This is a genomic window from Tatumella citrea (assembly GCF_002163585.1).
Classification (GTDB): Bacteria; Pseudomonadota; Gammaproteobacteria; order Enterobacterales; family Enterobacteriaceae; genus Tatumella; species Tatumella citrea.
On sequence record NZ_CP015579.1, the window covers coordinates 738,502 to 760,897 of the forward strand.

General features: G+C 43.0%; 15 protein-coding genes, 1 tRNA gene and 3 pseudogenes. 8 read left to right on the plus strand and 11 right to left on the minus strand.

What is annotated here, in order from left to right; all coding sequences use genetic code 11:
• Nucleotides 1-23 precede the first annotated feature (23 nt).
• The 3 genes and pseudogenes from mrdA to A7K98_RS03550 all read left to right on the plus strand — a co-directional run.
• Complete coding sequence (mrdA, locus tag A7K98_RS03540; RefSeq protein WP_087487330.1) at nt 24-1,961, plus strand: penicillin-binding protein 2; 1,938 nt, start codon at nt 24-26, stop codon at nt 1,959-1,961.
• Nucleotides 1,962-2,121: 160 nt separating this feature from the next.
• Nucleotides 2,122-2,197, plus strand: a tRNA-Phe gene (locus tag A7K98_RS03545).
• A gap of 160 nt (nt 2,198-2,357) precedes the next feature.
• Nucleotides 2,358-2,957, plus strand: a pseudogene (locus tag A7K98_RS03550) (tyrosine-type recombinase/integrase); the annotation flags it as partial.
• A gap of 16 nt (nt 2,958-2,973) precedes the next feature.
• On the opposite strand, the gene A7K98_RS03555 reads toward A7K98_RS03550, so the two are convergent.
• The 5 genes from A7K98_RS03555 to A7K98_RS03575 all read right to left on the minus strand — a co-directional run bounded on the left by A7K98_RS03555 (nt 2,974) and on the right by A7K98_RS03575 (nt 10,326).
• A protein-coding gene (locus A7K98_RS03555; RefSeq protein WP_087487331.1) for an IS3 family transposase occupies nt 2,974-4,082 on the minus strand; the annotation gives its coding sequence in 2 pieces (ribosomal slippage) (nt 2,974-3,830 and nt 3,830-4,082; 1,110 coding nt in all).
• Between the two features lie 538 nt (nt 4,083-4,620).
• Nucleotides 4,621-5,706, minus strand: coding sequence for a hypothetical protein (locus A7K98_RS03560; RefSeq protein ID WP_087487332.1), 1,086 nt, complete (start codon nt 5,704-5,706; stop codon nt 4,621-4,623).
• Entirely contained in the window at nt 5,706-7,304 is a 1,599-nt protein-coding gene (locus A7K98_RS03565; protein WP_087487333.1) for a restriction system-associated AAA family ATPase, read from the minus strand. Before A7K98_RS03565 ends, A7K98_RS03560 begins: the two co-directional genes overlap by 1 nt.
• Complete coding sequence (locus tag A7K98_RS03570) at nt 7,301-8,830, minus strand: restriction endonuclease subunit S (protein ID WP_087487334.1); 1,530 nt, start codon at nt 8,828-8,830, stop codon at nt 7,301-7,303. Before A7K98_RS03570 ends, A7K98_RS03565 begins: the two co-directional genes overlap by 4 nt.
• Nucleotides 8,831-8,916: 86 nt before the next feature.
• Nucleotides 8,917-10,326: a class I SAM-dependent DNA methyltransferase gene (locus tag A7K98_RS03575; protein ID WP_087487335.1), complete on the minus strand. Its 1,410-nt coding sequence runs from the start codon at nt 10,324-10,326 to the stop codon at nt 8,917-8,919.
• A gap of 148 nt (nt 10,327-10,474) precedes the next feature.
• Here A7K98_RS03575 and A7K98_RS21535 point away from each other — a divergent pair.
• Both A7K98_RS21535 and A7K98_RS03580 read left to right on the plus strand, forming a co-directional pair.
• Nucleotides 10,475-10,680, plus strand: a pseudogene (locus A7K98_RS21535) (transposase); the annotation flags it as partial.
• Between the two features lie 156 nt (nt 10,681-10,836).
• Nucleotides 10,837-11,316 (plus strand): annotated as a pseudogene (locus A7K98_RS03580) (MobC family replication-relaxation protein); the annotation flags it as partial.
• A gap of 262 nt (nt 11,317-11,578) precedes the next feature.
• Here the strand turns inward: A7K98_RS03580 and A7K98_RS03585 are convergent.
• The 3 genes from A7K98_RS03585 to A7K98_RS03595 form a co-directional block, all read right to left on the minus strand.
• Nucleotides 11,579-12,682 (minus strand): hypothetical protein, encoded by a 1,104-nt coding sequence (locus A7K98_RS03585; protein ID WP_087487336.1) that lies wholly within the window; start codon nt 12,680-12,682, stop codon nt 11,579-11,581.
• Nucleotides 12,683-12,775: 93 nt separating this feature from the next.
• Nucleotides 12,776-13,264 carry a GNAT family N-acetyltransferase gene (locus A7K98_RS03590; protein ID WP_087487337.1) on the minus strand — a complete coding sequence of 163 codons (489 nt, stop codon included), beginning with the start codon at nt 13,262-13,264 and terminating at the stop codon, nt 12,776-12,778.
• Nucleotides 13,261-13,554, minus strand: coding sequence for a type II toxin-antitoxin system TacA family antitoxin (locus A7K98_RS03595; protein WP_038917748.1), 294 nt, complete (start codon nt 13,552-13,554; stop codon nt 13,261-13,263). Before A7K98_RS03595 ends, A7K98_RS03590 begins: the two co-directional genes overlap by 4 nt.
• Before the next feature lie 980 nt (nt 13,555-14,534).
• Here A7K98_RS03595 and A7K98_RS03600 point away from each other — a divergent pair.
• Nucleotides 14,535-15,308, plus strand: a complete 774-nt coding sequence (locus A7K98_RS03600; protein WP_087487338.1) for an amino acid ABC transporter substrate-binding protein — start codon at nt 14,535-14,537, stop codon at nt 15,306-15,308.
• Nucleotides 15,309-15,445: 137 nt separating this feature from the next.
• On the opposite strand, the gene A7K98_RS03605 is transcribed toward A7K98_RS03600, so the two are convergent.
• The 3 genes from A7K98_RS03605 to A7K98_RS21525 are packed head-to-tail and all read right to left on the minus strand — an operon-like array spanning nt 15,446 to nt 19,991.
• Nucleotides 15,446-16,939 carry an aldehyde dehydrogenase gene (locus A7K98_RS03605; RefSeq protein WP_087487339.1) on the minus strand — a complete coding sequence of 498 codons (1,494 nt, stop codon included), beginning with the start codon at nt 16,937-16,939 and terminating at the stop codon, nt 15,446-15,448.
• Complete coding sequence (locus A7K98_RS21520; protein WP_087487340.1) at nt 16,932-18,575, minus strand: GMC family oxidoreductase; 1,644 nt, start codon at nt 18,573-18,575, stop codon at nt 16,932-16,934. Before A7K98_RS21520 ends, A7K98_RS03605 begins: the two co-directional genes overlap by 8 nt.
• A 15-nt stretch (nt 18,576-18,590) precedes the next feature.
• Nucleotides 18,591-19,991 (minus strand): purine-cytosine permease family protein, encoded by a 1,401-nt coding sequence (locus tag A7K98_RS21525; RefSeq protein WP_232461587.1) that lies wholly within the window; start codon nt 19,989-19,991, stop codon nt 18,591-18,593.
• Nucleotides 19,992-20,486: 495 nt separating this feature from the next.
• Between A7K98_RS21525 and A7K98_RS03620 the strand changes: the two genes are divergently transcribed.
• Nucleotides 20,487-21,299 (plus strand): hydroxypyruvate isomerase family protein, encoded by an 813-nt coding sequence (locus tag A7K98_RS03620; RefSeq protein ID WP_087487342.1) that lies wholly within the window; start codon nt 20,487-20,489, stop codon nt 21,297-21,299.
• Between the two features lie 289 nt (nt 21,300-21,588).
• On the plus strand, nt 21,589-22,353 hold the full coding sequence (locus A7K98_RS03625) for an HAD hydrolase family protein (RefSeq protein ID WP_087487343.1): 765 nt from the start codon (nt 21,589-21,591) through the stop codon (nt 22,351-22,353).
• The last annotated feature ends 43 nt before the right edge of the window (nt 22,354-22,396 follow it).

Sequence of the window (22,396 nt, forward strand, 5' to 3'; positions counted from 1 at the left end):
CTCCCAGCAAACTATGTTATGTAATGAAGCTGCGTAATTTCGAAATTGAAGAAAAACTGTTCATTCGTCGTGCAATAGCGGCTTTTGGCTTAGTGGCGGCTTGCTTTGGCATCCTGGCGTATAACCTCTATCGCCTGCAGATTAACGAACACAGTTACTACCAGACCCGGTCTAACAATAATGACATCAAAATGATCCCGATCGCGCCAACGCGTGGGATTATCTATGACCGGAATGGCACACCGCTGGTAAAAAATATCACCCAGTATGATCTGACGATTATTCCCTACCAGATCACTAACCTGAAAGAGACTATCCAGGCACTGACTCCGCTGATTGGTCTGACTCCGGACGATGTGGCTGACTTCTGGCATCGCCTGAAGCAGAACAGCCGTTACAAGCCGATTATCGTTAAAGACGAGCTGTCAGAAGAGCAGATAGCCCGATTTTCGATCGATGAATATCGTTTCCCGGGCGTGAGTATCGAATCTTATCAGGACAGACAATACCCGTACGGTGCGGATTTAGCGCATGTGGTCGGTTATGTCTCGAAAATTAATGATAACGACTTTAAGAAACTGAATGCTGCAGGTATTTCTGAGAACTATGCTGCTGACCACAACATTGGTAAGCAGGGTATTGAAGGTTATTACGAGTCAGTGCTGCACGGGCAAACCGGTTATCAGGAAGTTGAAGTCGACAACCACGGACGTATTGTCCGGGTATTGAGCGAACAGCCGCCGGTAGCAGGTAAAAATGTCTGGCTGACCCTGGACCTGCCGTTGCAACAATATGTTGAAAACCTGCTGGCAGGACAGCGTGCCGCTGTACTGGTAGAAGATCCGCACGATGGCTCGGTACTGGCGATGGTCTCGGCTCCCAGCTATGATCCTAACCCGTTTGTTAAGGGGATCAGCTATAAAGCCTATGAAGATCTGCTGCACAATAAAGATCTGCCGTTGATTAACCGCGTCACCCAGGGGCTGTATCCACCGGCATCCACAGTTAAGCCCTATATGGCGATGTCTGCTCTGCTTAACGGGGTTATTACTCCACAGACAACTTTCTTCGGGGCTCCGACCTGGACATTACCGGGCACTGATCGCCATTACCGGGACTGGAAAAAAACCGGTCATGGCATGCTGAACGTAACTAAGGCGATAGAAGAGTCTGCGGATACTTTCTTCTACCAGGTCGCGTATATGATGGGAATCGACAGAATTCACACTATGCTCAGCCAGTTTGGTTACGGCAGACTGACCGGTATTGATCTGCACGAAGAATATAAGGGGCTGCTGCCAAGCCGTGACTGGAAGCAGGCGGTGCATAAAAAAGCCTGGTATCAGGGGGATACCATTTCCGTAGGTATCGGACAGGGCTACTGGATTGCGACGCCGATTCAGATGGTAAAAGCACTGGTGACTCTGTTAAATAACGGGAAGGTGCTGACACCGCACCTGCTGATGAAAGAACAGCAGGGCAATACGGTAGAACCTTATCAGCCGGCTTCTGCGGCGCCACAAATTGGCGATCCTAACTCTCCTTACTGGTCGCTGGTGCGACATGCTATGTTTGGTATGGCGAATGCTCCAAACGGTACCGGATATAAATACTTCCATACCGCGCCATATGGCATTGCGGCGAAGAGTGGTACCTCGCAGGTATTCAGCCTGAGGGAGAACCAGGTGTATAACGCGAAAATGATTCCTGTGCGCCTGCGTGACCATATTTTCTATACTGCGTTTGCGCCGTTTAAAGACCCTAAAGTGGCTGTGGCGGTGATTCTGGAAAATGGTGGTATTAACGGCGTTGTCGCGGCACCGCTGATGCGTCAGATACTTGACCATATTATGCTGCCACAGGGGAGTGCTGTTCCGCCTGCGGATGATAAAGGTGCTATTCCGCAGAATATTCCGGACAACGGCGGAGTTGCTCCCGGTTCGGTGACCACCGACCAGTAATCCTTAGCCGCACTCCCCGGCCGGGGGATGCGGCTAAAGTATTCAGATTGTTTATAAGTGAAGCAAAAGGCCAAAAGTTGCTGTAAAAGCAAGCGGTCAGCACGCTAGTGATGAAAATTGATTGACGCAGCACAGTGATTAAGGTTTAATGCGCCCCGTTGCCCGAATAGCTCAGTCGGTAGAGCAGGGGATTGAAAATCCCCGTGTCCTTGGTTCGATTCCGAGTTCGGGCACCACTATTCTTTTTTTATGCCTTCCTATGAATTCCTATGTTGTTGCAATTCAACAGGTTGGGATAAAAAGTCTTTCTGATACGTTTTGATTTATCCCTTCGTATCCGGAGAATTTGGGGTCAGATTGCGGGTCATTCAGTTCGACAACTGGAGTGACCCTCACATGTTAACTGACAGCAAAATCCGCTCAGCAAAACCTCTAGCAAAATCATACAAACTCACCGACTCGCAAGGCCTGTACCTAACGGTATCGACCAGTGGCGCTAAGTTATGGTATTTCCGCTATCGCCTCTGTCTTAAAGAAAGCCGTCTGGCCTTTGGTCCCTATCCTCAGACTACGCTGGCGGAAGCCCGTGAAAAGCGCGATGCGGCGCGTAAATTACTGGCGTCCGGCATCAGCCCTTCTCAGCTTCGCAAGGCGAACAACTCCGCCGTTGATGAATCCCGAACATTCCAGTATGTCACGATGGCGTGGCACACCAGCAGCCTCAAACTCTGGTCGGACGCGCACGCCGATAAAATCCTCACCTGCCTGAAACGCTACGTTTTCCCTGCTATTGGCGCGATGGATATCGCGCAGGTTGAAACCCGCCATCTGGCACAGTTGGTTAAAACCATCGACGATAAAGGCGTGCATGACGTCGCCGGACGGGTGCGCCAGCATCTGACCAAAATCATGCGCCACGCCGTACAGCAGGGCGTCATCAAATACAATCCGGCTTACGATTTGGATGGCGTCGTGACCCCGGTAGTGACCCAACATGGTAATCCCCCCATTTTTAACGGAGGCGATAAGTAGAATCAGATAAGCGTTGAATATGTTGCATCGGCGTATAGCCATTCAGTGCCATATTCGGTCGCTCGTGATTATAAAACCATTGCCATCGCGTGGCATAGTTCTGCAATTCATCCAGTGAGGTAAACAGGTGTTGTCCCAGCCAGTCATAGCGTACCGTCCTATTGTAACGCTCTATATAGGCATTTTGCTGCGGATTACCTGGCTGGATAAAGTTAATCTGGATACCTCTTGTATTCGCCCATGATATCAACGTATTACTGGTATAGTCCGGTCCGTTATCACAGCGTATTGCTGTGGGTTTCCCTTTCCACTCAATAAGCTGTTCCAGCGTTCGTACAACCCGACTTGCCGGCAGAGAAAAATCGACCTCTATTGCCAGGGCTTCACGATTGAAATCATCAATAATATTTAACAGGCAGACCGAACGGCCATCCGATAATTGATCGTGCATGAAGTCCATTGACCAGCATTCATTACTGTTTTCAGGCACCGCTAACGCTTCGGGTTTCTCCCGTTTTAAGCGCTTTTTCGGCTTTATCCGCATGTTTAGCGACAGTTCGCAGTAAATCCGGTACACCCTTTTGTGGTTAAACCGGAGGTTTTTTACATTACGGAGGTACAAAAAGCACAGGCCAAATCCCCAATTGCGCTGGCTGTCAGTTATGCGCAGCAGCCAATCAGCAATAGCTTCATTTTCTTCACTCAGTGTAGGTTGGTAGCGATAGCAACTTTCACTGACGGCAAATAACTGGCAGGCAAAACGAATACTGACTTGCCGAAGCCGGACCGCTTCTTGTGCCATCTGCTTCCGATGCGATGGTTTCACCACTTTTTTGTCATGGCTTCCTGAATTATCTCGGCTTTAAGCCGTTCTTCGGCATACATCTTTTTGAGGCGACGATTTTCGTCTTCCAGCTCTTTGAGACGGGTCATCATGGAGGCATCCATCCCACCAAAGCGTGAACGCCACTTATAGAAGCTGGCATTACTCATACCATGCTCGCGGCACAGTTCAGAAACCGGCGTTCCGGCTTCGGCCTGTTTGAAAATGGCCATAATCTGGCTGTCAGTAAAACGTGATCGCTTCATAGAGATCCCCCTGAATTCAGGTTAGTAGAAAATTCTACTTATGAACACACCGATTTTTCGGGGGGATTACCATTTGACTCATCGTATACGAGGGGATGTTATATGTAGGTAGATAAATGCTTTGGTAAAAAAATACTATAGATAATTATTCCACGATGAAAACTATATAGTACAAATAATTACTCTATTACTGCCATATGAAAGGCACATCAAAATAGAATATCATTTAATACCATATTTTACTGGATAGGTTAAAATGAATAGGGTTTAAAAAAACAAAGCCCCATGATAATATTGCACCCAAAAGTCTAAAAATATCTATACAAATACTCCACAACTATCAAAGATAGATCTAAGCTAACAAATTCAGGCACTCATGTAAAACATTCACTAGCGCCCTCAAAAATAACAGGAAACAGTTTGTATATCACCAAGTTTTTCATAACACTCACGTCCATTTTAAAACCCTTAGCTAAAATTTCATAACAATGCAACACATAGGCATTTTATTAATTAAATTTTCTCTACTAGATTTATATCATGTATACAACATTAAATCCTCCAAAAAAGCCTTCATGTCATCTCCACGTTCAGGATCTAAACATTCAACATGTAATAGCTCAAAAACCTGTGCTTTCAAGAAAGCACGATCAGCAAGTCCGACCTGGAGAACAGAATCAATATATTCTGGAATAGAAGCAGCAATTTCATCGCCTAATAATTGGCCTTGATTACTGCTTAAATACCATACGGAAAATTGCTCAAGCCAAAATCTAAAGTCAACATCGAGAACGTCCCGTTTATAACGTTCTCTAATTTTAAAAATACGGTCCCAATTTTCAGCTTGCTCCTGCGGCTCACCAATAAATTTAATATCCCATTTGGGAAGTCTAATAGCACCTCTGACACTGCCCGCAAAAGGTATACTTTCGGATAAGCTAACTTTAAAAAATGGCCCATGGTAGGGGTCTACACAATGCCGCCTATGTCCATCTTCATCAATTAGGACGTCTGTATTTTTTTTAAAATCAGAATTACACTCGCTACACATTGGCGGAAGATTGCGAAAATCAGCTCCAGCAAAAGGATATTTAGAAATAGGCATGAAATGATCAAGGGCATGCCTTGGAGCCCCAGGTGCTCTTAAATACCCCAATCCACAGAATGGACAAATTCGCCATGGAAGGTGAAAATAAATAGCTTCATAATGAATATCACGTAAGCACTTTCCCAATATATTTATAGTCGTTAGCTGTTTTTCAAAAAGAAATCGGAATAAATCATCGGCTACTTTTCGAATATTCTCTGGAAATTTACCAATTCCAGTACAAACTGAATCATCATATAAAACGTTAGGCAAAGAAGTTTGCTGTCCCATAGTAATCAATAATGCTTCTTGATTCACACGTTCTAATTCAATAAATTCTCTTAGGAAATTTAAAATACGATCTCTGATACCACTACGAGTCTGTAGCTGTAACCGCCGATCGGGAGGTATCATATCAGGCCATGAAGAAACATCACCACCATTAAGAATTGATCGCATAGAAACGTTCAATATATTAATAACTGTTGAATTTAACCAGTTTTCTTCTAGTGACAAGGGAGTGTATGTAAAAAGCATCAGTTACCTTTCTTTTTCAACATCCGTAAATGATTTGCCAAAAATGCTTTCTCGACAGACTGCCCAAACTCATTTAAAACCTGTTCAATTTTTTCTACATCATCTGATTTAAGTAACTCATTTATTCTCTCCTCGGCAATCTTTGATATCGGAGGGCTAATTTCAAAACAACTCTCAAGAATTCGGTCAAAAGTTGCCCCAAACGTTTCGATTTCGGGTTCTTTAACTATAATTTTGTCTTTATAGCGTGAAAATATTAATACTTGCTCTCTTGGCATATCAGATGGGACAAAAGGAGCGTGAGATGTAAGCAGAAGCTCTTGGTCATCTCTCGAACCTCTTAAATCCATTAAACGCTGAACAAACTTCACTCGCCATTGTGGATTGAAGTGTGATTCTGGCTCATCAAGAAGAAATAATGCATTCTTTTCGTTTATCATTGCGTATATACCAAGAATCAATGCTTGTTGATGCTCACCATCTGATAGTGACACATAGTCAACAGCATTCTTCCTTTCACCAACAGGCCAGAAACGAACTTCTTCAAAACCGAAAACCATATCCTCTTGTTGCGGTTCTGGTAACCGAGAGGCAAAACGGCGTTCCTTTACTGCCCTCTCTAAACGTTTACGAGCAGGTCTCGGAATCGCCAAATCATTCAATAATGCAAGTTTGTGTAGTGCACGATAAAGTGAGAAAGCATCATTCCAAAAATAGGAAAAAGCATCACGAGTAGCTTCATTTATAAAAAAGTCAAAAATATATGTCTCAGTTTTCTTATCTTCGGTCCAACAAGTCGCCGTACGCTTCAAAGACAAGATAATATTTTCAAGTTCATCGGTTAATTGAATACCTTTCCTCCCTGTATTTCTATTCCTTTTCACCGACGTTTTTGGCGCTGCCGAATGAGCCAAACGTACGACACAGCGACAAGAGGCAATATCTGAAAGACGAGCATGTCTCAGAATCTCATCTCTAATCTCTTGCTTTCCAAGCATAAGATTAGAGAATAACACCTCAAGATTGGTACCATAATCGATCATCATTAATCGATTATCTGGCAGGTTCATTGAGGCAGAATCCCCCAAAGCAGCTCCTGCCACATCGTTTGCATAACCGCTTCGACTGATCTGAAATGGCAAGCTCAGCGTCTCATTATCTCCAGATGTATAACCGATTACTATTGAAGGAAGATACTTACCAAACTCAGGTGAGTCAGTACTAATTGGTTCTTGCAAACCATCACAATAAAGTTGAATGGGGCCAATATTTCGCCCTTGCTTGGTTCGAACCAGCTTAACATCTGTTAGCTTATTATTACTATCAAGCCCAATGAGATAATTCAGTTCAAAAAGCACATCATTGTTAGCACTTGCTCGTTCTTCCTGAGGCGCATGTTCATGCCATGCGGCCTGAAAAATCTCTGCTATTAATTGTAAAAACTGGGACTTACCCGACCCGTTTGGACCGATTAAACAAAGAGGTGACAATGCTTCACCTTGTTTTCCATCCGCTCCACGCCCAAACCAGACCTCAAGCCCATCAAACAACCTCCCATTGGTAGAAGAGCTTTCTACTTTTAGGTAGCGTAGCCTCATTTTTTTACCCTCTGCAGATACATACTCGCAGTTTCCTTATCAAAAATCTGCTTTAGCCTAGGTTTTTCTTCTGCTAATAGTGCAAAAATTATATCTCGCATAGTGTCATATGGGATAGCATTTCGTTTAGCTATTTCTTCAAATAATAGCCCCTTGTCAGGCCAATTTTTACTATCTTCTAATAGGCTTTCTTTGGGGTTCTTCATAATCGATTCCTTCTTTCGGCGTGCTTGTGATGTTTCTTTTTTTACCGTCGTTTTCTCAGAGTAAATTTGAGATAAAGAGATATTCACAGGTTCATCACTCAACCCTTGAGGAACCAGTTGACCTCGAAAAGCCATTTTATGTATTGCAGCATCAAGTTTCGGTAATAAATTATTCAGAGCAGCATGCTCAGCCATTACTCTATTTAGCAATTCGAATGATGCCTCAATACATCTCACTATCTGCTCTTGCTTTTTCATTTCCGGCAAAACAATTTTTATTTTTCTTATATCATCAAGACGTAAGCCTGCCTTAATCGCACCCCGATTATTTTTTTTGAGGAGAATTTGTCCTTCGGGGCTTACCAAAAACCATGCTAAATAGCGAGATATCAATGGTGATTTTAGTCTCACTAAAGATATATGTTGGTTAACATATGCTTCTTCAAAATCGTCAGGAATAACAGCAACACGTCCTAAATCTGCAGTTATAGTAACTAAAATATCACCATCTTGAATGCGTGTACGAGTTCCTTCGCTTCCACTTGGTGGAGCAACTTTTTGTTTATCAGAAAGGTCTAAGTCTATTGAGCCACGTTTAGTATTTCCAACACGTAGGAATAGTGACCCATCATTGGAATAATATTTAGCCCAACCACGAGAACCACTGGTTACAAACTCAGCCAACTCATCAATAGTAGTATCAACCCCATCGACATGTTCAAAGACTAACTTAAGGATTGATTCTTTATATTTCTCAATTAAGGCTGGAATGCAATCAAGCTCATAATGTGCACGAATAATACGAGCATTCTGCTTCTCTATCTTTGAAATAATACGTTTTTGCTCATTTAGCGGAGGCAATGGTAGTGTATGTGTTTTTAAATAGCTGGCTGGAACCCGCTGCTGCCCTACAGCACCAGACATCACTTTTTGTGCCGCCTCACGAAAAGATTTTTGACGGATAAAACACCAAATATACTCTGGCAACACTGCTCCACGGCTTCTTAGAACATGGAACTCTGTTGAACCAAATCCAATACCATTCTCTAAGCCGATAGCAACAGCTGATTTTCCATTTTCCATTGATGGTGTTATTTTTGCAAAGATAACATCATTCTCAGCAAACTGAGTAAATCCTTTATTCACCTCACGTAAAGGACGAACAACCCCATTAGTTATAGAACCTGATATTTCACTAACGGCAGCCATGGGTACGAATGTGACCATATCATCAAAAGTCAAATCAACAGACTTCCGCGGGTTTACATCAACGACATCTTCAAAAGTGACGTTAATCCAACCTCTCGGCAGCTTATTCATACTCCCCCCTTACTCACAACAGATACAGATAGACATGCCACGCGCTAAGAAATAACGGACTGGATTGCTAATCAAGTTAAACATTATCAATCCCTTAATTTTACGGTATCTGCAAGCTCATCTGCAATCGCCTCAATATCTAGTAGTGCAGAATTAAGATGACCAACAATTGCTGTCATTATTTCATCGATATCGGTCAAGTCGCTTACCGATTCATCATCGCTAAGCCAAGAAATATCTAGATTATCTCCTCGCTTGGCAATAGCCTCTCTGGTATAACAGCGAAAACGACCATCCCCTCCCTGATCTTGACGAGGGGACAATCCATATGGATCATCTCCAAAGCAATTAATGAAGTCTTCAAAGTGTTTATATTCAAGTGGAGAAGTCTTTCCGAACTTCGGCATGTTCGCACGCATATCGTAGATCCAAATATTCTTAGTCCTCTGATTTTCATCACCTTGCAGAGAGAAAAATAGAACATTTGTTTTTACGCCAGCAGCATAAAAAATCCCAGTAGGCAGCCGTAAGATAGTATGAAGATTGCATTTATCCATCAATTCCGTTCTTATTGCTTTTGCAACACCGCCTTCAAATAAAATATTATCAGGAAGAACAACTGCAGCACGACCACCAGGTTTGAGGCAAAGGTAAATATGCTGCAAAAAAGCAAGTTGCTTATTGCTATTAGGAAATGGAATATCATTTCTTAGAGGGCGTTTGCTACCTGCTTTACTACCAAACGGTGGGTTAGCAAGTATAATATTTGCAGGTTCTAAGCTTTCTGCATCATCAGTAAGAGCATCTCCATAAATAATTTCCGCATCTAAGCCGTGTAAAAATGTATTCATCAAACAAATTCTACGAGTATTTTTTTCTATTTCTACCCCCTGATATTTAGGAGGGTTAGATTTATATTCTTTTATGGAATTAGCACGCAGAATATAATCATTAGCAGCCACAAGGAAACCACCACTTCCAGTAGCAGGATCTTGAATAAGATCGCCGAGGGCTGGTTTTGTTAATTTGACAATAGCCTCAACCAATGGTCGAGGCGTAAAGTATTGTCCTGCACCAGAACGGGTGTCTTGCGCACTTTTATCAATTAAGCCACTATAAAAATCACCAAATCCATCCTTACCCACTTGATGCCAATCGATTTTTGCAATTCCATCAATAACTGCCTTAAGGTTCTCTGAATGAGAAAAGACTGTCGTAGGAAACGCATAAATGGCTTTGATAACCTCATTTTCTACGGTTGCACCTAAGTGAGTAAGCGTCTCTTGATAAAATCCTAGCAGCCCCTCTTCACTATGTGACTCCAAATCTGCCCAACGAGCCCCCTCAGGGATAAGTGTCTCTGTCCCATTTTCTTCCGCGATTTTGAGAAAAAGCAAGTAGCTGAGCTCGGACACATACTGATAGTAAGTTATGCCGTCACCTCGCAAAATGTTGCAAAGGCTCCAGACTTTTTGGATGATGTTATCTTGTTTCATTTGCGTCTCAGGCTGAAAAGATTAGACTACTCGTTAGTGTGCCAGAACATGACTCAGCTATCTACGTGTAATAGCCCCGTTTAAACCGGATACCTCGACAGTAAGACATAGGCATAGACCTATGTTTAACACCAGTCAAACTGGTACGATGGTTGAAGTGTTATCAGAGCGTCACCGCCGTACCCTACAGGAAAAATTACCATTATCCACCAGACAATGAAGCCCAGCATGACCGTGTCTCATGTCGTACACTTGCATGACATCAATGCAAACCAGATATTCAAATGACGCAAGCAATATGAAAACGGTTCACTGGTGGCTGTTACATCGGGTGAGGGAGTGATACCTACCTCCGGGTACCACCTTTCCTTTTTTATACCACCTTACCAATCAATATATTCCTGTGATTCAATAAGTTGTCTTAAAAATCTTTTCCGATGCGTTTTGATTTATCCCTTCGTATCGGGAATCTGTGGATCAGATTGTGGGTCATTCAGTTCGACGAACGGGGGGATCACAAACGACGGATTAGCCGTTGTCATCACGCTAGATGATGATGGTTTTCCTGCTCGGTTCGAGTCTTCGAAAATCACCGGCTGGATGCTGGAGTATCATCTTGATAACCAGCTCACACGGCTTATTCTGGAAAAGAAAGGCGCTTATGGATGGGTTAGTTACACTTGCTCAACGTTCCGCAGCCGTTATCAATTATATCACCTGAACGGGGTGATAACGTTACCAGACGGAACAGCCATCGCAGTAGAAACTGAGCGCAGTCTGAAAACCAAAGCCAATTATCATGGTGATTATCACCAACCATTTGTTGACCCGCACGCAGCAACACTGGATGTACGTTTTCTATATCGTACCCACCCCGCAGATGAAACGCGTGATTGAGCTGCTGTTCAATAGCGTGAAAACGCCATCGTTAACCGTCAACACATCCCGCTGGAAGCGCGGCATCGTCATGTTTTCGGATTTGATACATAGATCAATTTAATCTAAAATATCTTTGTATCTGTCCCAATATGGTAACTCCACTTCAACTTCTTTATTGGGATTACCATTTTTCGGACACCATGCATCAGACTAGTTTTTATTGACAGATGAATCTTAACCCCACCTCATTATCTATATGTATAAATCGCAGATATCAACATCAAAAAATTGTTACCACATTGCAGACCATGAATATAGCATAATCATTTTAAATACTCTTGATATAACAAACCATATTAAAAAACATTTTAATTTAAAATAATTTTATTATTTTCTTATCATTAAGCAGGATTTCAACAAAGCTGCCTTTTCCTCGCACCACCCTTTCTTTTACTTCCTTTAAGATTTCATCTATTATATACCCCTCATTTTGATATGTATACTCCATGGGCATATTTACTATAAGTATCCTTTCATCTCCATATTCCTTTTCATGCTTTAAGTTTATTGCCCTTACAATTTTGTCAGGGAACATATCAAATTCCTTTTTCAAATCGTGCATATTTTTTACTGGCAAATATCCTTCTGGTGTGACACTTTTTCTTATTGATAAGTAATGATGGTCATGATCAGGCACAGCAGATGTTATTTCCAATATAATAGCAAACTTATCGTTGAATATTTTTGCGTCAAAATTATCTTTTTTAATACCCAACTGAGTGTATAAATCCTTCGGAATATTTTTATATTCAACATATTTTATTATTGGAAGGCACTCCTCCCTCAGCGTTTTATTTCCTTCATACTTACTCGAAAAAAAGCCATCATCAGCATACATATACTCATGATGCTCAGAATGATTGGTAATACTCATATAATCATTAATTGTTTTTTTAAATTCAGATAATTTCATTATAGTACTGACTTTAGAAATATCGAAAGTCTCTTTACTATAAGATTTTTCTCTTGGTGGATGCGTAGGTTTTATATACATGTCATAAGTAAAAACCATATGGCAATAATAGTTTGCCAAAAAGGGATGCATGTAATTTTTAAAATTTTCATCATGATTATTGAAAGAGTATAGTTCATCGTCCTCCTTAATAAAAAAACAGTTCATCACATCATTTACGTTGCTTTTAATAAAAGAATTTATATTTATCAAAACATCTTTTTCATTTACTGAAAAACTATATATCCAATAAAAATTCTCAGATATATTAATATCCTCATACTCCTGAAGATAAACATCGACATCAAATTCATCTTTCACTTTCAACAAGATATCATTCATTTTCTTATTGAAATTTTTATAGCTACTCCATCCTAAAGTCGTATAAGGCACTCCTTGAGAAAAATTAATAAATGTATGTGACTGTGTACTTTCCATCTTTTCAAAAGAATTTATGTCAATCATATTACCCTCTATAAAGTTTAACTTACAATAATTGTAAACACTCCGAAAAAATAACATTCATTTCTAAATGGTACTGAAAAAAATAGTCTGAAATTAAAAACTCCCAACCAAATCCCCCAACGTCACCATCAGCATCATCGGATCTATCGGCGAAGGTTCAAACCCCACCCGTAGATAAAATTCCCGTGCCTCATCAGACAGCGCATGAACCAGCATCCCGCGAATGCCGATAGTATCAGCAACCTGAATCACTCTTAGCCCAGCATCACATACCAGAGCACGGCCAACACCTTGACCATGCAATGACGTATCCACAGCCAACCTCCCCAACACCACGACCGGGATAGGATCGGGCATATTTCGGCGAAAACGTCCGGGAGCTGAATTCATTGCTACAGCACTGGAAGCCAATGAGTAATACGCCAACACTTTTGAATCATCGCAACTGACGAAAGTTCGTGATGCTCCAGTGACCTGATTTTTCATCGCCCGTAGTTTTAGCCAGTTGTCCATAGACTCCACGCCGCAACAGAATGAAGATAGTACATGTTCGGCACGGAGTGGCTCAGGGGCGGAAATCATTTTTTCTGTTCCCACGGTGCAGGTGTTTGCATGGTTTTACGCAGCGCGGCATTCGGAGAGGGAGCTTGATCCAAACGGGCAAGGAATTCCTGATAAGCGTCAGGATCTGCCATGATGATGCGCTGATCGATCAACGCTTCCTCCGCTGCAGCGCGAGCAGCTTCAAGGACAAAATCGGTACGATTTTTTCCTCTGGCCTTAGCTGCACGATCAATCAGATCCCGTTCTGCGGGTTTGATGCGTAAATTCAGTGTTTCGCGTTTAACAGAAACGCTGTTCGTCGCTGGCATGATGTTATCCTCCGGCCTACTCTCTGGATATTGATCATACAGCAAATGTAACGCTAATGTCATTACGATTTATTAGTACCATAGGGAATCGAACCAAAGGAACGAACCAGACATTTCTTTATCGCCTGTGCTACATCATTTTGATCTACATATGAAATTACGGGTCACAACACGGGTCTTGACAACTAGAGCGATTAATATTTATGCTAGATTTCAACTTAATAGAAAGCTGAATGTTCCCGAGTTCGGGCACCACTAATTAGAAGAACCCGCCTCTGGCGGGTTTTTTGCTTTTTATTACCTGTAAATAGCAGCGGCCCGAACTCTTCATCGAACAAGGTTCGATGACTCGCCTCATCCCTGAGGCTCGCCCCTGCGGGGTTGCGCTGATGCGCAATGCAAATATGTTCCCGACGCATTTGTCCGGGTACGGGCACCACTATTTAGAAGAACCCGCCTCTGGCGGGTTTTTTGCTTTTTATTACCTGTAAATAGCAGCGGCCCGAACTCTCCATCGAACCTGGTTCGATGACTCGCCTCATCCCTGAGGCTCGCCCTCGCGGGGTTGCGCTGATGCGCAATGCAAATGTGTTCCCGACAGCACTATCGCTCCGGTTAAAGGTAATCAACCTTATCATTAAAAGTATCTTTGTTAAGGTAATTTATAATTTAGGCTTATTTTGGAAATGAAAATCAATTATTGATGATTAATTCTAAGGGATGTGCGTGATATATTTCAGGTGTTTTTTATCATAAATAATAGTTGCCTGGTGTGACTTTTATATTCGCATTGAGAAATTTGGGGTGGCTTTAGTGTGATTTTATAAAGAAATCGATAATTTAATTTGCTGGTGCTTGTCAAAATTATAGCATGGTCTATATGTCATACGGCCTTAATCAAGGCTGTTTTATGATTAAAAAATAATATTAATTTTTAGGCTGGTAATATTGTTAATATATTGGGTTATAAAGGGGCTGTTATGAGGTCATATTTATTTTCTTTACTGGTATTTGCTATTCCACTCGGCTTCATTAGCAATGGATATGCTCAGGATGATCTCACGAAGATCAAATCGGATGGCGTTTTTAAAGTCGGTACAGAAGGCACATTCCCACCTTTTACGTACCATGATGCTTCGGGAAAGCTGGTAGGTTTTGACGTTGATATTGCTCGCGAGATTGCCAAACGGATCGGGGTGAAAGCTGAATTTGTTGAAGGGCGATGGGATGGGCTGGTTGCAGGACTGGATGCCAATCGTTACGATGCGGTCATCAATCAGGTGTCAATAACACCTGAACGTAAAGCAAAATATGACTTTTCAGAGCCATATATCGCTCCTAAGATTGTACTGATTGTGAATAAAAACAATACAGGGATTCATGCATTTTCCGATTTGAAAGGAAAAAAAACAGCACTAACACTGACCAGTAGCTTTGCCCTGGATGCGCGTAAACTTGGATCTGATGTTGTAGGTACAGATGGTTTTGATCAGTCAATTGCTCTGGTCATTCAGGGGCGTGCTGATGCCACTATCAATAGCAATCTTTCTTTCCTGGATTTTAAAAAGCATGAACCTGATGCCCCGGTGAAGGTTGTTGCTGAAAAAACCAATGCGGAACAGGAAGCTGTATTAATAAGAAAGAATAATCCTGAGCTACGTAAGGAAATAAATAGTGCTATTGAAGACATAAAAAATGACGGGACCTATCAACGCATTTCAATAAAATACTTTGGTGTTGATGTTTCGAAATGACTTATGTTTGTCCTGAATACATTTACTAACAGTGTGATAGATAGTGGTTTCAGCCTGAAGGCAGTCGATTTATTTAAAGCCTGATGCTGCTTAAGGTATTTAACCCGATTGTAAAACGGGTTAAATACCCACAACAATCACTGGCGGAATTCAAACCAGGTTGTTTTTAATTTGGTGAATTTATCAAAAGCATGTAATGACAGATCACGACCAAACCCTGACTGTTTATTACCACCAAAAGGCACAGTGACATCCAGAGCATCAACAGTATTCACCGAAACTGTCCCTGCGTTGAGTTTACGGGCAACGCGGTGGGCCTGGTTAAGATCATCAGACCATATTGATGCGGCAAGGGCGTAGATATGGTTATTAGCAAGATCAATAGCTTCTTTTTCGTCCTCAACGACTTTGATCGCTAATACAGGGCCAAAAACTTCATCACGCCATAAAGCCATATCATCGCTCGTCACCTCAATAACCGTTGGAGAAATGTAATTAGCTACTGATTCAATTTCTACCTGCTCACCCCCGGCACGAAGAATTCCGCCTTGTTCAATCGCGGTATGAATAAAATTCAGTACCTTATCCTTGTGCGCAGTTGAGATCATTGCTCCCATCTTTGCCGTTGGTTCCATTGGATGTGCGGGTTGCCAGTGCTGCAGTTGTTCGAGAAGCTTTTCCATAAAGTCAGCATAAATACTGCGTTCAACTAATAACCGGGAGTTAGCCGAGCAGACTTCACCCTGATTAAAGCAAATCCCGAATGCCGCTTTCTCTGCAGCCAGCTCAAGGTCCTGACAACCAGACAAAATGATGTTGGCGCTTTTCCCGCCGCATTCAAGCCAGACCTGTTTCAGGTTTGATTTGCCTGAATATTCCATAAAAGCTTTGCCGACCGCTGTCGAGCCTGTAAAGGTAATGACATCAACATCTTTGTGTAATCCCAGAGCTGCACCGGTTTCCATTCCCAAGCCGGTGACGACATTCAGAACGCCAGCCGGAAGCCCGGCTCTCAACGCCAGCTCAGCTAACTTTAAAGCGGTGAAAGGTGAATGCTCCGAAGGTTTGAGTATCACACTATTGCCAGCGGCTAATGCCGGACCGATTTTCCATGCAGCAATATCCAGCGGGAAATTCCAGGGAACAATCGCAGCCACTACTCCCACGGGTTCGCGGGTGATTGTAGCCAGAGTACCCGGTCGGGTCGGGGCAATTTCATCATAAATTTTGTCAATGCTTTCTGCGTACCATGAAATGACGTGAGCAGCACCCGGAATATCAATGTTAAAAGCATCAAGTACTGGTTTACCCATACTTACACTTTCAAGTAGAGCCAGTTCTTCTCTGTGTTCCAGCATCAGTTCTGCCAGTTTTTGCAACACTGCTTTACGATGCGATAACGGGGAATCCGACCAGATGCCTGAATCAAATGCCTGACGCGCTGAACGTACAGCTATTTCTACGTCATCAGCCTGGCAAGCGGTTACTTCAGCCAGTACCATATTGCTGGCCGGATTAATCACCTCGTAAGTTTTCCCGCTTTTAGCAAACCAGGGGGAACCTTCAATAAACGAATGGCGAATAAATTTTTGTTTCTTTAGCAGGTCTTGCCAGTAATCACGGTTATGCATAGGTGTTTTCCTGTTGACTCACGCTTGCTGAAGATATTTTGTTGAGAATCATGCTGGCTGCACGCTCACCAATCATAATTGACGGAGCATTAGTATTACCGCTGATAAGCGTTGGCATAATGGATGCATCTGCTATTCGTAAGTTATCTACCCCATATACCTCAAGGGTATCCGGGTTAACGACGCTCATTGCATCGAGGCCCATTTTACAGGTGCCAACCGGATGAAAAACTGTGGCGCAATACTCTTTGACGTACTGATGTAATTGCTCGTCAGTCTGAATATTTTTACCAGGCAACATCTCTTCGCCATGCAGCGCTTTAAATTCTGGTTGGGACAGGATATTTCTTGCTGCTTTTATTCCTTCAACCAGAACGTTGGCATCATAAGGGTCCGCGAGAAAATTGAAGTCGATGGCGATTTTCCCGTCACGTTGCAAATGTAATGCACCGATTGATTTTGGGCGCAGAACACAGGTATGGATAGCGAAACCATGTCCCCATTCAAACAGACGCCCACGATGGCTGCGGTAACCCGGTACAAAATGAAACTGAATATCGGGTTCACCCTGACTAAGTTTTGTGCTGGCAAATCCACCGGCCTCTACATAGTTGGTGGTTAGCCAGCCTTTACGGCGTAACAAGTAACTGAACGGAGAAGTCAGAATCGGTTTCCATGCAGCCAATGAAAAGCCGAGTGTTACCGGGCTTTTAGAGCGAACAGTGACCAGACCATCAAGGTGATCCTGAAGATTTTTCCCGACACCAGGCAGAGGGTGTATTACGGTGATGCCAGCAGCTTCAAGTTCTGCTGCTGGTCCGATGCCTGATTTCATTAAAATATGCGGCGAGCTAATTGAGCCTGCTGAGAGAATCACTTCATGGCGACAAAGAAGTGATATTGTCTCAGTGCTGCCTTCTTCAGTCGCAGAAACACCTTTGACTATTTTGTCTTCGATAATCAACTTTTGCACAGTACAGCCCGTCTTGACGGTTAAATTACTGCGTTCCAGATGAGGATGTAAAAAAGCCCGATAGCTTGATAAACGCTTACCATCTTTTTGGGTGACGTTATAAATGCCAACACCAGCCAGCGATTTGCCGTTAAAATCATTGTTTTCAGCTAATCCGCAGCTTTGTCCTGCGGAGACAAATAGTCTGGATAGTGGATTTGGGTCGCGAGGTTTATCAACCAGTAATTCGCCTTCAAATCCATGATAAGCAGGATCTTGTGAGAGTAAATTTTTCTCCGAATATTTGAACCACGGCAGAACATCATCCCAGCCCCAGCCGTCACAGCCTTGCTTTTTCCAGTTATCATAATCTGACGGTAAGCCACGAATATAGATCATACTGTTCATGGATGAAGATCCGCCAAGCGCTTTCCCGCGCGGGACGTGGATTGTTCTTCCTCCTAAGCGCGTTTGTGGCATGGAGTAAAAATTCCAGCTGAACTTTTTACTCTTATATAAGGTGATAGTTCCGGCAGGAGTCTGAATTCGTGGTGTATCATCACGACTTCCAGCCTCAATAAGACAAATCTTCAGATCTGGCTGCTGAGCAAGACGTGACGCGAGCACGGAACCCGCCGATCCCCCACCAATAATAATGTAGTCATAGGTTTCACTATTGTTCATTGCTATCTCCTGTGATTACTTAACAATTGAGGTCTGGGTGGATGTTTGAGTACGACTGAGCAAAAAATACACCGGTGAAACAACTGCCAAACCAATAATCCAGGATATATCTGCGCCTCCCAGCATATTAGCTGCCGGTCCGGTATAAATAGCCGTAGACATAAATGGAATCTCAACCACAATTCCGAGCAGATAACAGAAAATAGCTTTTGAATTGAAATAACCATATATGCCGCCGTCGCGACGGAAAAACGATGGAACATCATATTTACCGTGTGCGACCAGATAGTAATCAACCAGATTAATAGCGGTCCAGGGCACCAGTACATACAGCAGCATTAAAATAAAGTTAGTGTAATTCACCAGGAAGTTCTCCTGGCCATAAACGGCAATTAATACTTCGATAAGAATAGTGATAATTGAAACTACGATGCGGGAACCTGAAAGTGGCGACCATTTTGGCAAAAATGTTTGGCCGAGGGTGAGTGTACAGAGCACTCCGCAATACAAATTCATTGCATTTGTAGCAGCAATTCCCAAAGCAAAAACGATAATAACGACAGAAGACAATCCTCCTGTCATATTAACAATCCCGGTGATTAAATCGCCATTTACGATGCAAACTGATACCAAAATCCCAAGAATCATTGGAAACAGTGAACCGAGCACACAGCCAAGATAGCTGCACCAAAAGACACTTTTTTCGCTAATATCTTTTGGCATATAACGCGAATAATCAGAAACATAAGGGGCATAGGCCAATTGCCATAGTGCAGCAATAGAAATGGCTCCAAGAAAACCGCTCAGGTTAAAACCATTTTGTGCGAGAAAATCAGTTGGCAGACCATGAATGAAAATAATCCAGACAAATGCAGCAACTAAAATAATCCCTGATACCCACGACATGACTTTGGTATATGCGTGAATCAGATTATAACCGAAGGCACAGGCTACCAGACTAAGCACTGCAGAGATCAGAATGCCACTATCCGTTGAGACAGGGGGATAAATAGCATGAAGTGACTGGCCTCCCAGAACCAGGTTCGATGCCAGAAAGCCGATATACATGATAACGACCAGTGCAACCACCAGTACTGAGCCATATGAACCAAATTGTCCACGGGTCTGTACCATCTGCGGCACACCTAATTGCGGCCCCTGTGCTGAATGCAGCGCCATAAACAAACCACCTGCCAGGTTTCCAATCAATACGGCGATAGTTGCCCAGATAAAAGACAGGTGGAAAATGCTTACTGCCAGAGCTCCGGTAATCACCGTGAGTAGCATTATGTTTGAACCAAACCAAATGGTAAAAAGATCGCGTGGTTTACCATGGCGCTCATTGGCAGGAATAGGCTGGATAGTACTCAGTTCTATACTGGTTGCGACAGCGTTATCTTTTGGAGTGTTTGACATTATAGTTATCTCAACATAGTCATTTGCAGGCTTGCCACGTGGCCGTGGTTATAACACCCATGAATCTGGTCAGGGTGAAAATAACGTTCTCCGGATAGTGCAACAGATGGCTATTCAGAGAAATTAAGAAAAACATAAGCAACGTATATAAAAATAAGATGCAGTCGGGGATAATGGGTTTATTTTTTAAGAAAAATGAATAAAGCTGAACAGTAAATAAATATCGAGAATTTTTTCTAACCTAATGATTTACATGGGGTAAGTGATGCTCAAAGCTGCGGTTTATTAATTCGATGCAATAATGAGTGCTATTGGAACATTTTAAGGTGAGTTGGTATTTTAATTTCATGACTTTGAAGAGACGAAAATATTGATATGTCTCCAGCCGAAAGTAGATTTTAATCGTTATTTCACATGTCAGAAGATTATATTGATACTATAAGGCCGATATCGTAGTTTGAGTGTCGGTATCCTCCAGTAAGAAAACGGTGCTCTATGACTCATTTACTAAAGTTTAGCGCTAACCTGAAATGGTTGTTTACCGAACTTCCGGTTGAGCAGCGTTATGATGCTGCGGCAGCAGCCGGATTTAAGGCAGCTGAGTTTGCCTGGCCTTATGAGCACTCCGTTCTATTTTTCAGGGAGTTATTGGCAAACAGTGGGTTGCAGCAGGTACTGATTAATACTCCGGTCGGCCCGGCAGGATCGCTTAAAGCCTCCGGTCAGGCCTGTCACCCGGACAGTGTGACAGCATTTATCGCCGACATAGAGAAGGCTATCGAATACGCTTCCGGCCTGAACTGCCGGACTATCCATCTTCAGTCCGGTATCCGGCAACCGGATGTCAGTGATGAAGCAGCGTACAGCACTTTGGTTGAGAATGTCAGAACTGCGGCTGAACTGGCAGCGAGGGATAATATCGAACTGGTTCTGGAAGCGATGAATCCTCATGATAATCCGCGATTTATTCTCCATACTCAGGCTCAGGCGCTGTCTGTTATTCAGGATTCCGGAGCGAATAACGTTAAACTGCTGTTTGATTTCTACCATACCCAAAGAAGTGAAGGGGACGTCACGGCTAAACTACGCCATTTCTTTCCACATATCGGGCATGTGCAGATTGCCGATTCTCCGGGACGTAATGAGCCTGGTAGTGGCGAGCTTAACTGGAATTTTATTTTCGATGCGCTGGTCGATGTCGGATATCAGGGATGGGTAGGATGTGAATACCGGCCATTAACCAATACCCGCGACGGGCTGCGCTGGAGAACGCATTTCCCACGGGCTCATAGCCCAAAACACTGCTGACCGGCGAAACCTCGTGATTGCTGCTTCGACATAATAACCTTTGCAGGTTAATGTTACCGCCGGAAGAGACTTGCTTACAGTAACACAATATAATCTGGTGACTGTTCCGGTGGAGTTTCAGACATTGATTACAGCAAAATAAATCAGCAATTGTCTGACTCCTTCACTAACCGGTGAGCGGTTATCGGGTAACTCAGGGGAATTGGGTTACGGCTATGCTTTCTGACCAGTCATCTGTTTTTTGAACTACAGCCAGTACCGGAAATATAAACCGGGCGGAACGTAAACCATGAAAGATTTTATATTCGATTTAGACGGGACCATCATTAAAAACGGCCAGCCGCTTTCTGGCGAGATGTTGCTGGCGTTAGAAAATATCAGCAGCCATCACAACATTGTGTTTGCCTCGGCCAGACCGGTCAGGGACATGCTGCCGCTGTTGCCGGAAAGTCTGCATCATCATGTGATGATTGGTTGTAACGGCAGCATGGCGTGGAAAAGTGGGGAGTGCCTGTTTAGTCAGAATTTTTCTGGCCACGAACTTTCAGGGCTACTGGAATTGTTAGTACAACAACAGGTTCCGTATCTGCTCGACGGAAACTGGAACTATTCTGTCTCTGCGAAAAGTCACCCGTTTCACGACTATATCCGCTCTCTGACTCCCTGCGAAACTCACCAGCAATCGGTAGTGGATGAAGGCGTCACTAAAATCCTGGTTCTGGACAATAATTTTCAGGAAACAGCCAGCAGGTTTCTGCTTGAGCAGGGAAGTCACAGCATTATCTATCATCACCGGAATGAAGATATTTTTGATATTACGCCTGCGAGTAATAATAAATATGCTGCATTACAGAAACTGGGGATAGCAGTAGATAATGCCTGGGTTTTTGGTAACGACAATAATGATTTTACCATGCTGAAGCATGCGGGATATTCGGTGTTTCTGGGAGCGCCGGTACTGTTTGAACATGCTGACCACTATTGTGATATTGATGAGCTTCCGTGTTTTATTGATTCGCTGTCGGCAAAACAACAATCTTTAGCAGTGAACTGATCCAGGGTTAAAGCCAGACTCACAGGCAATTGCCAGGCAAGAA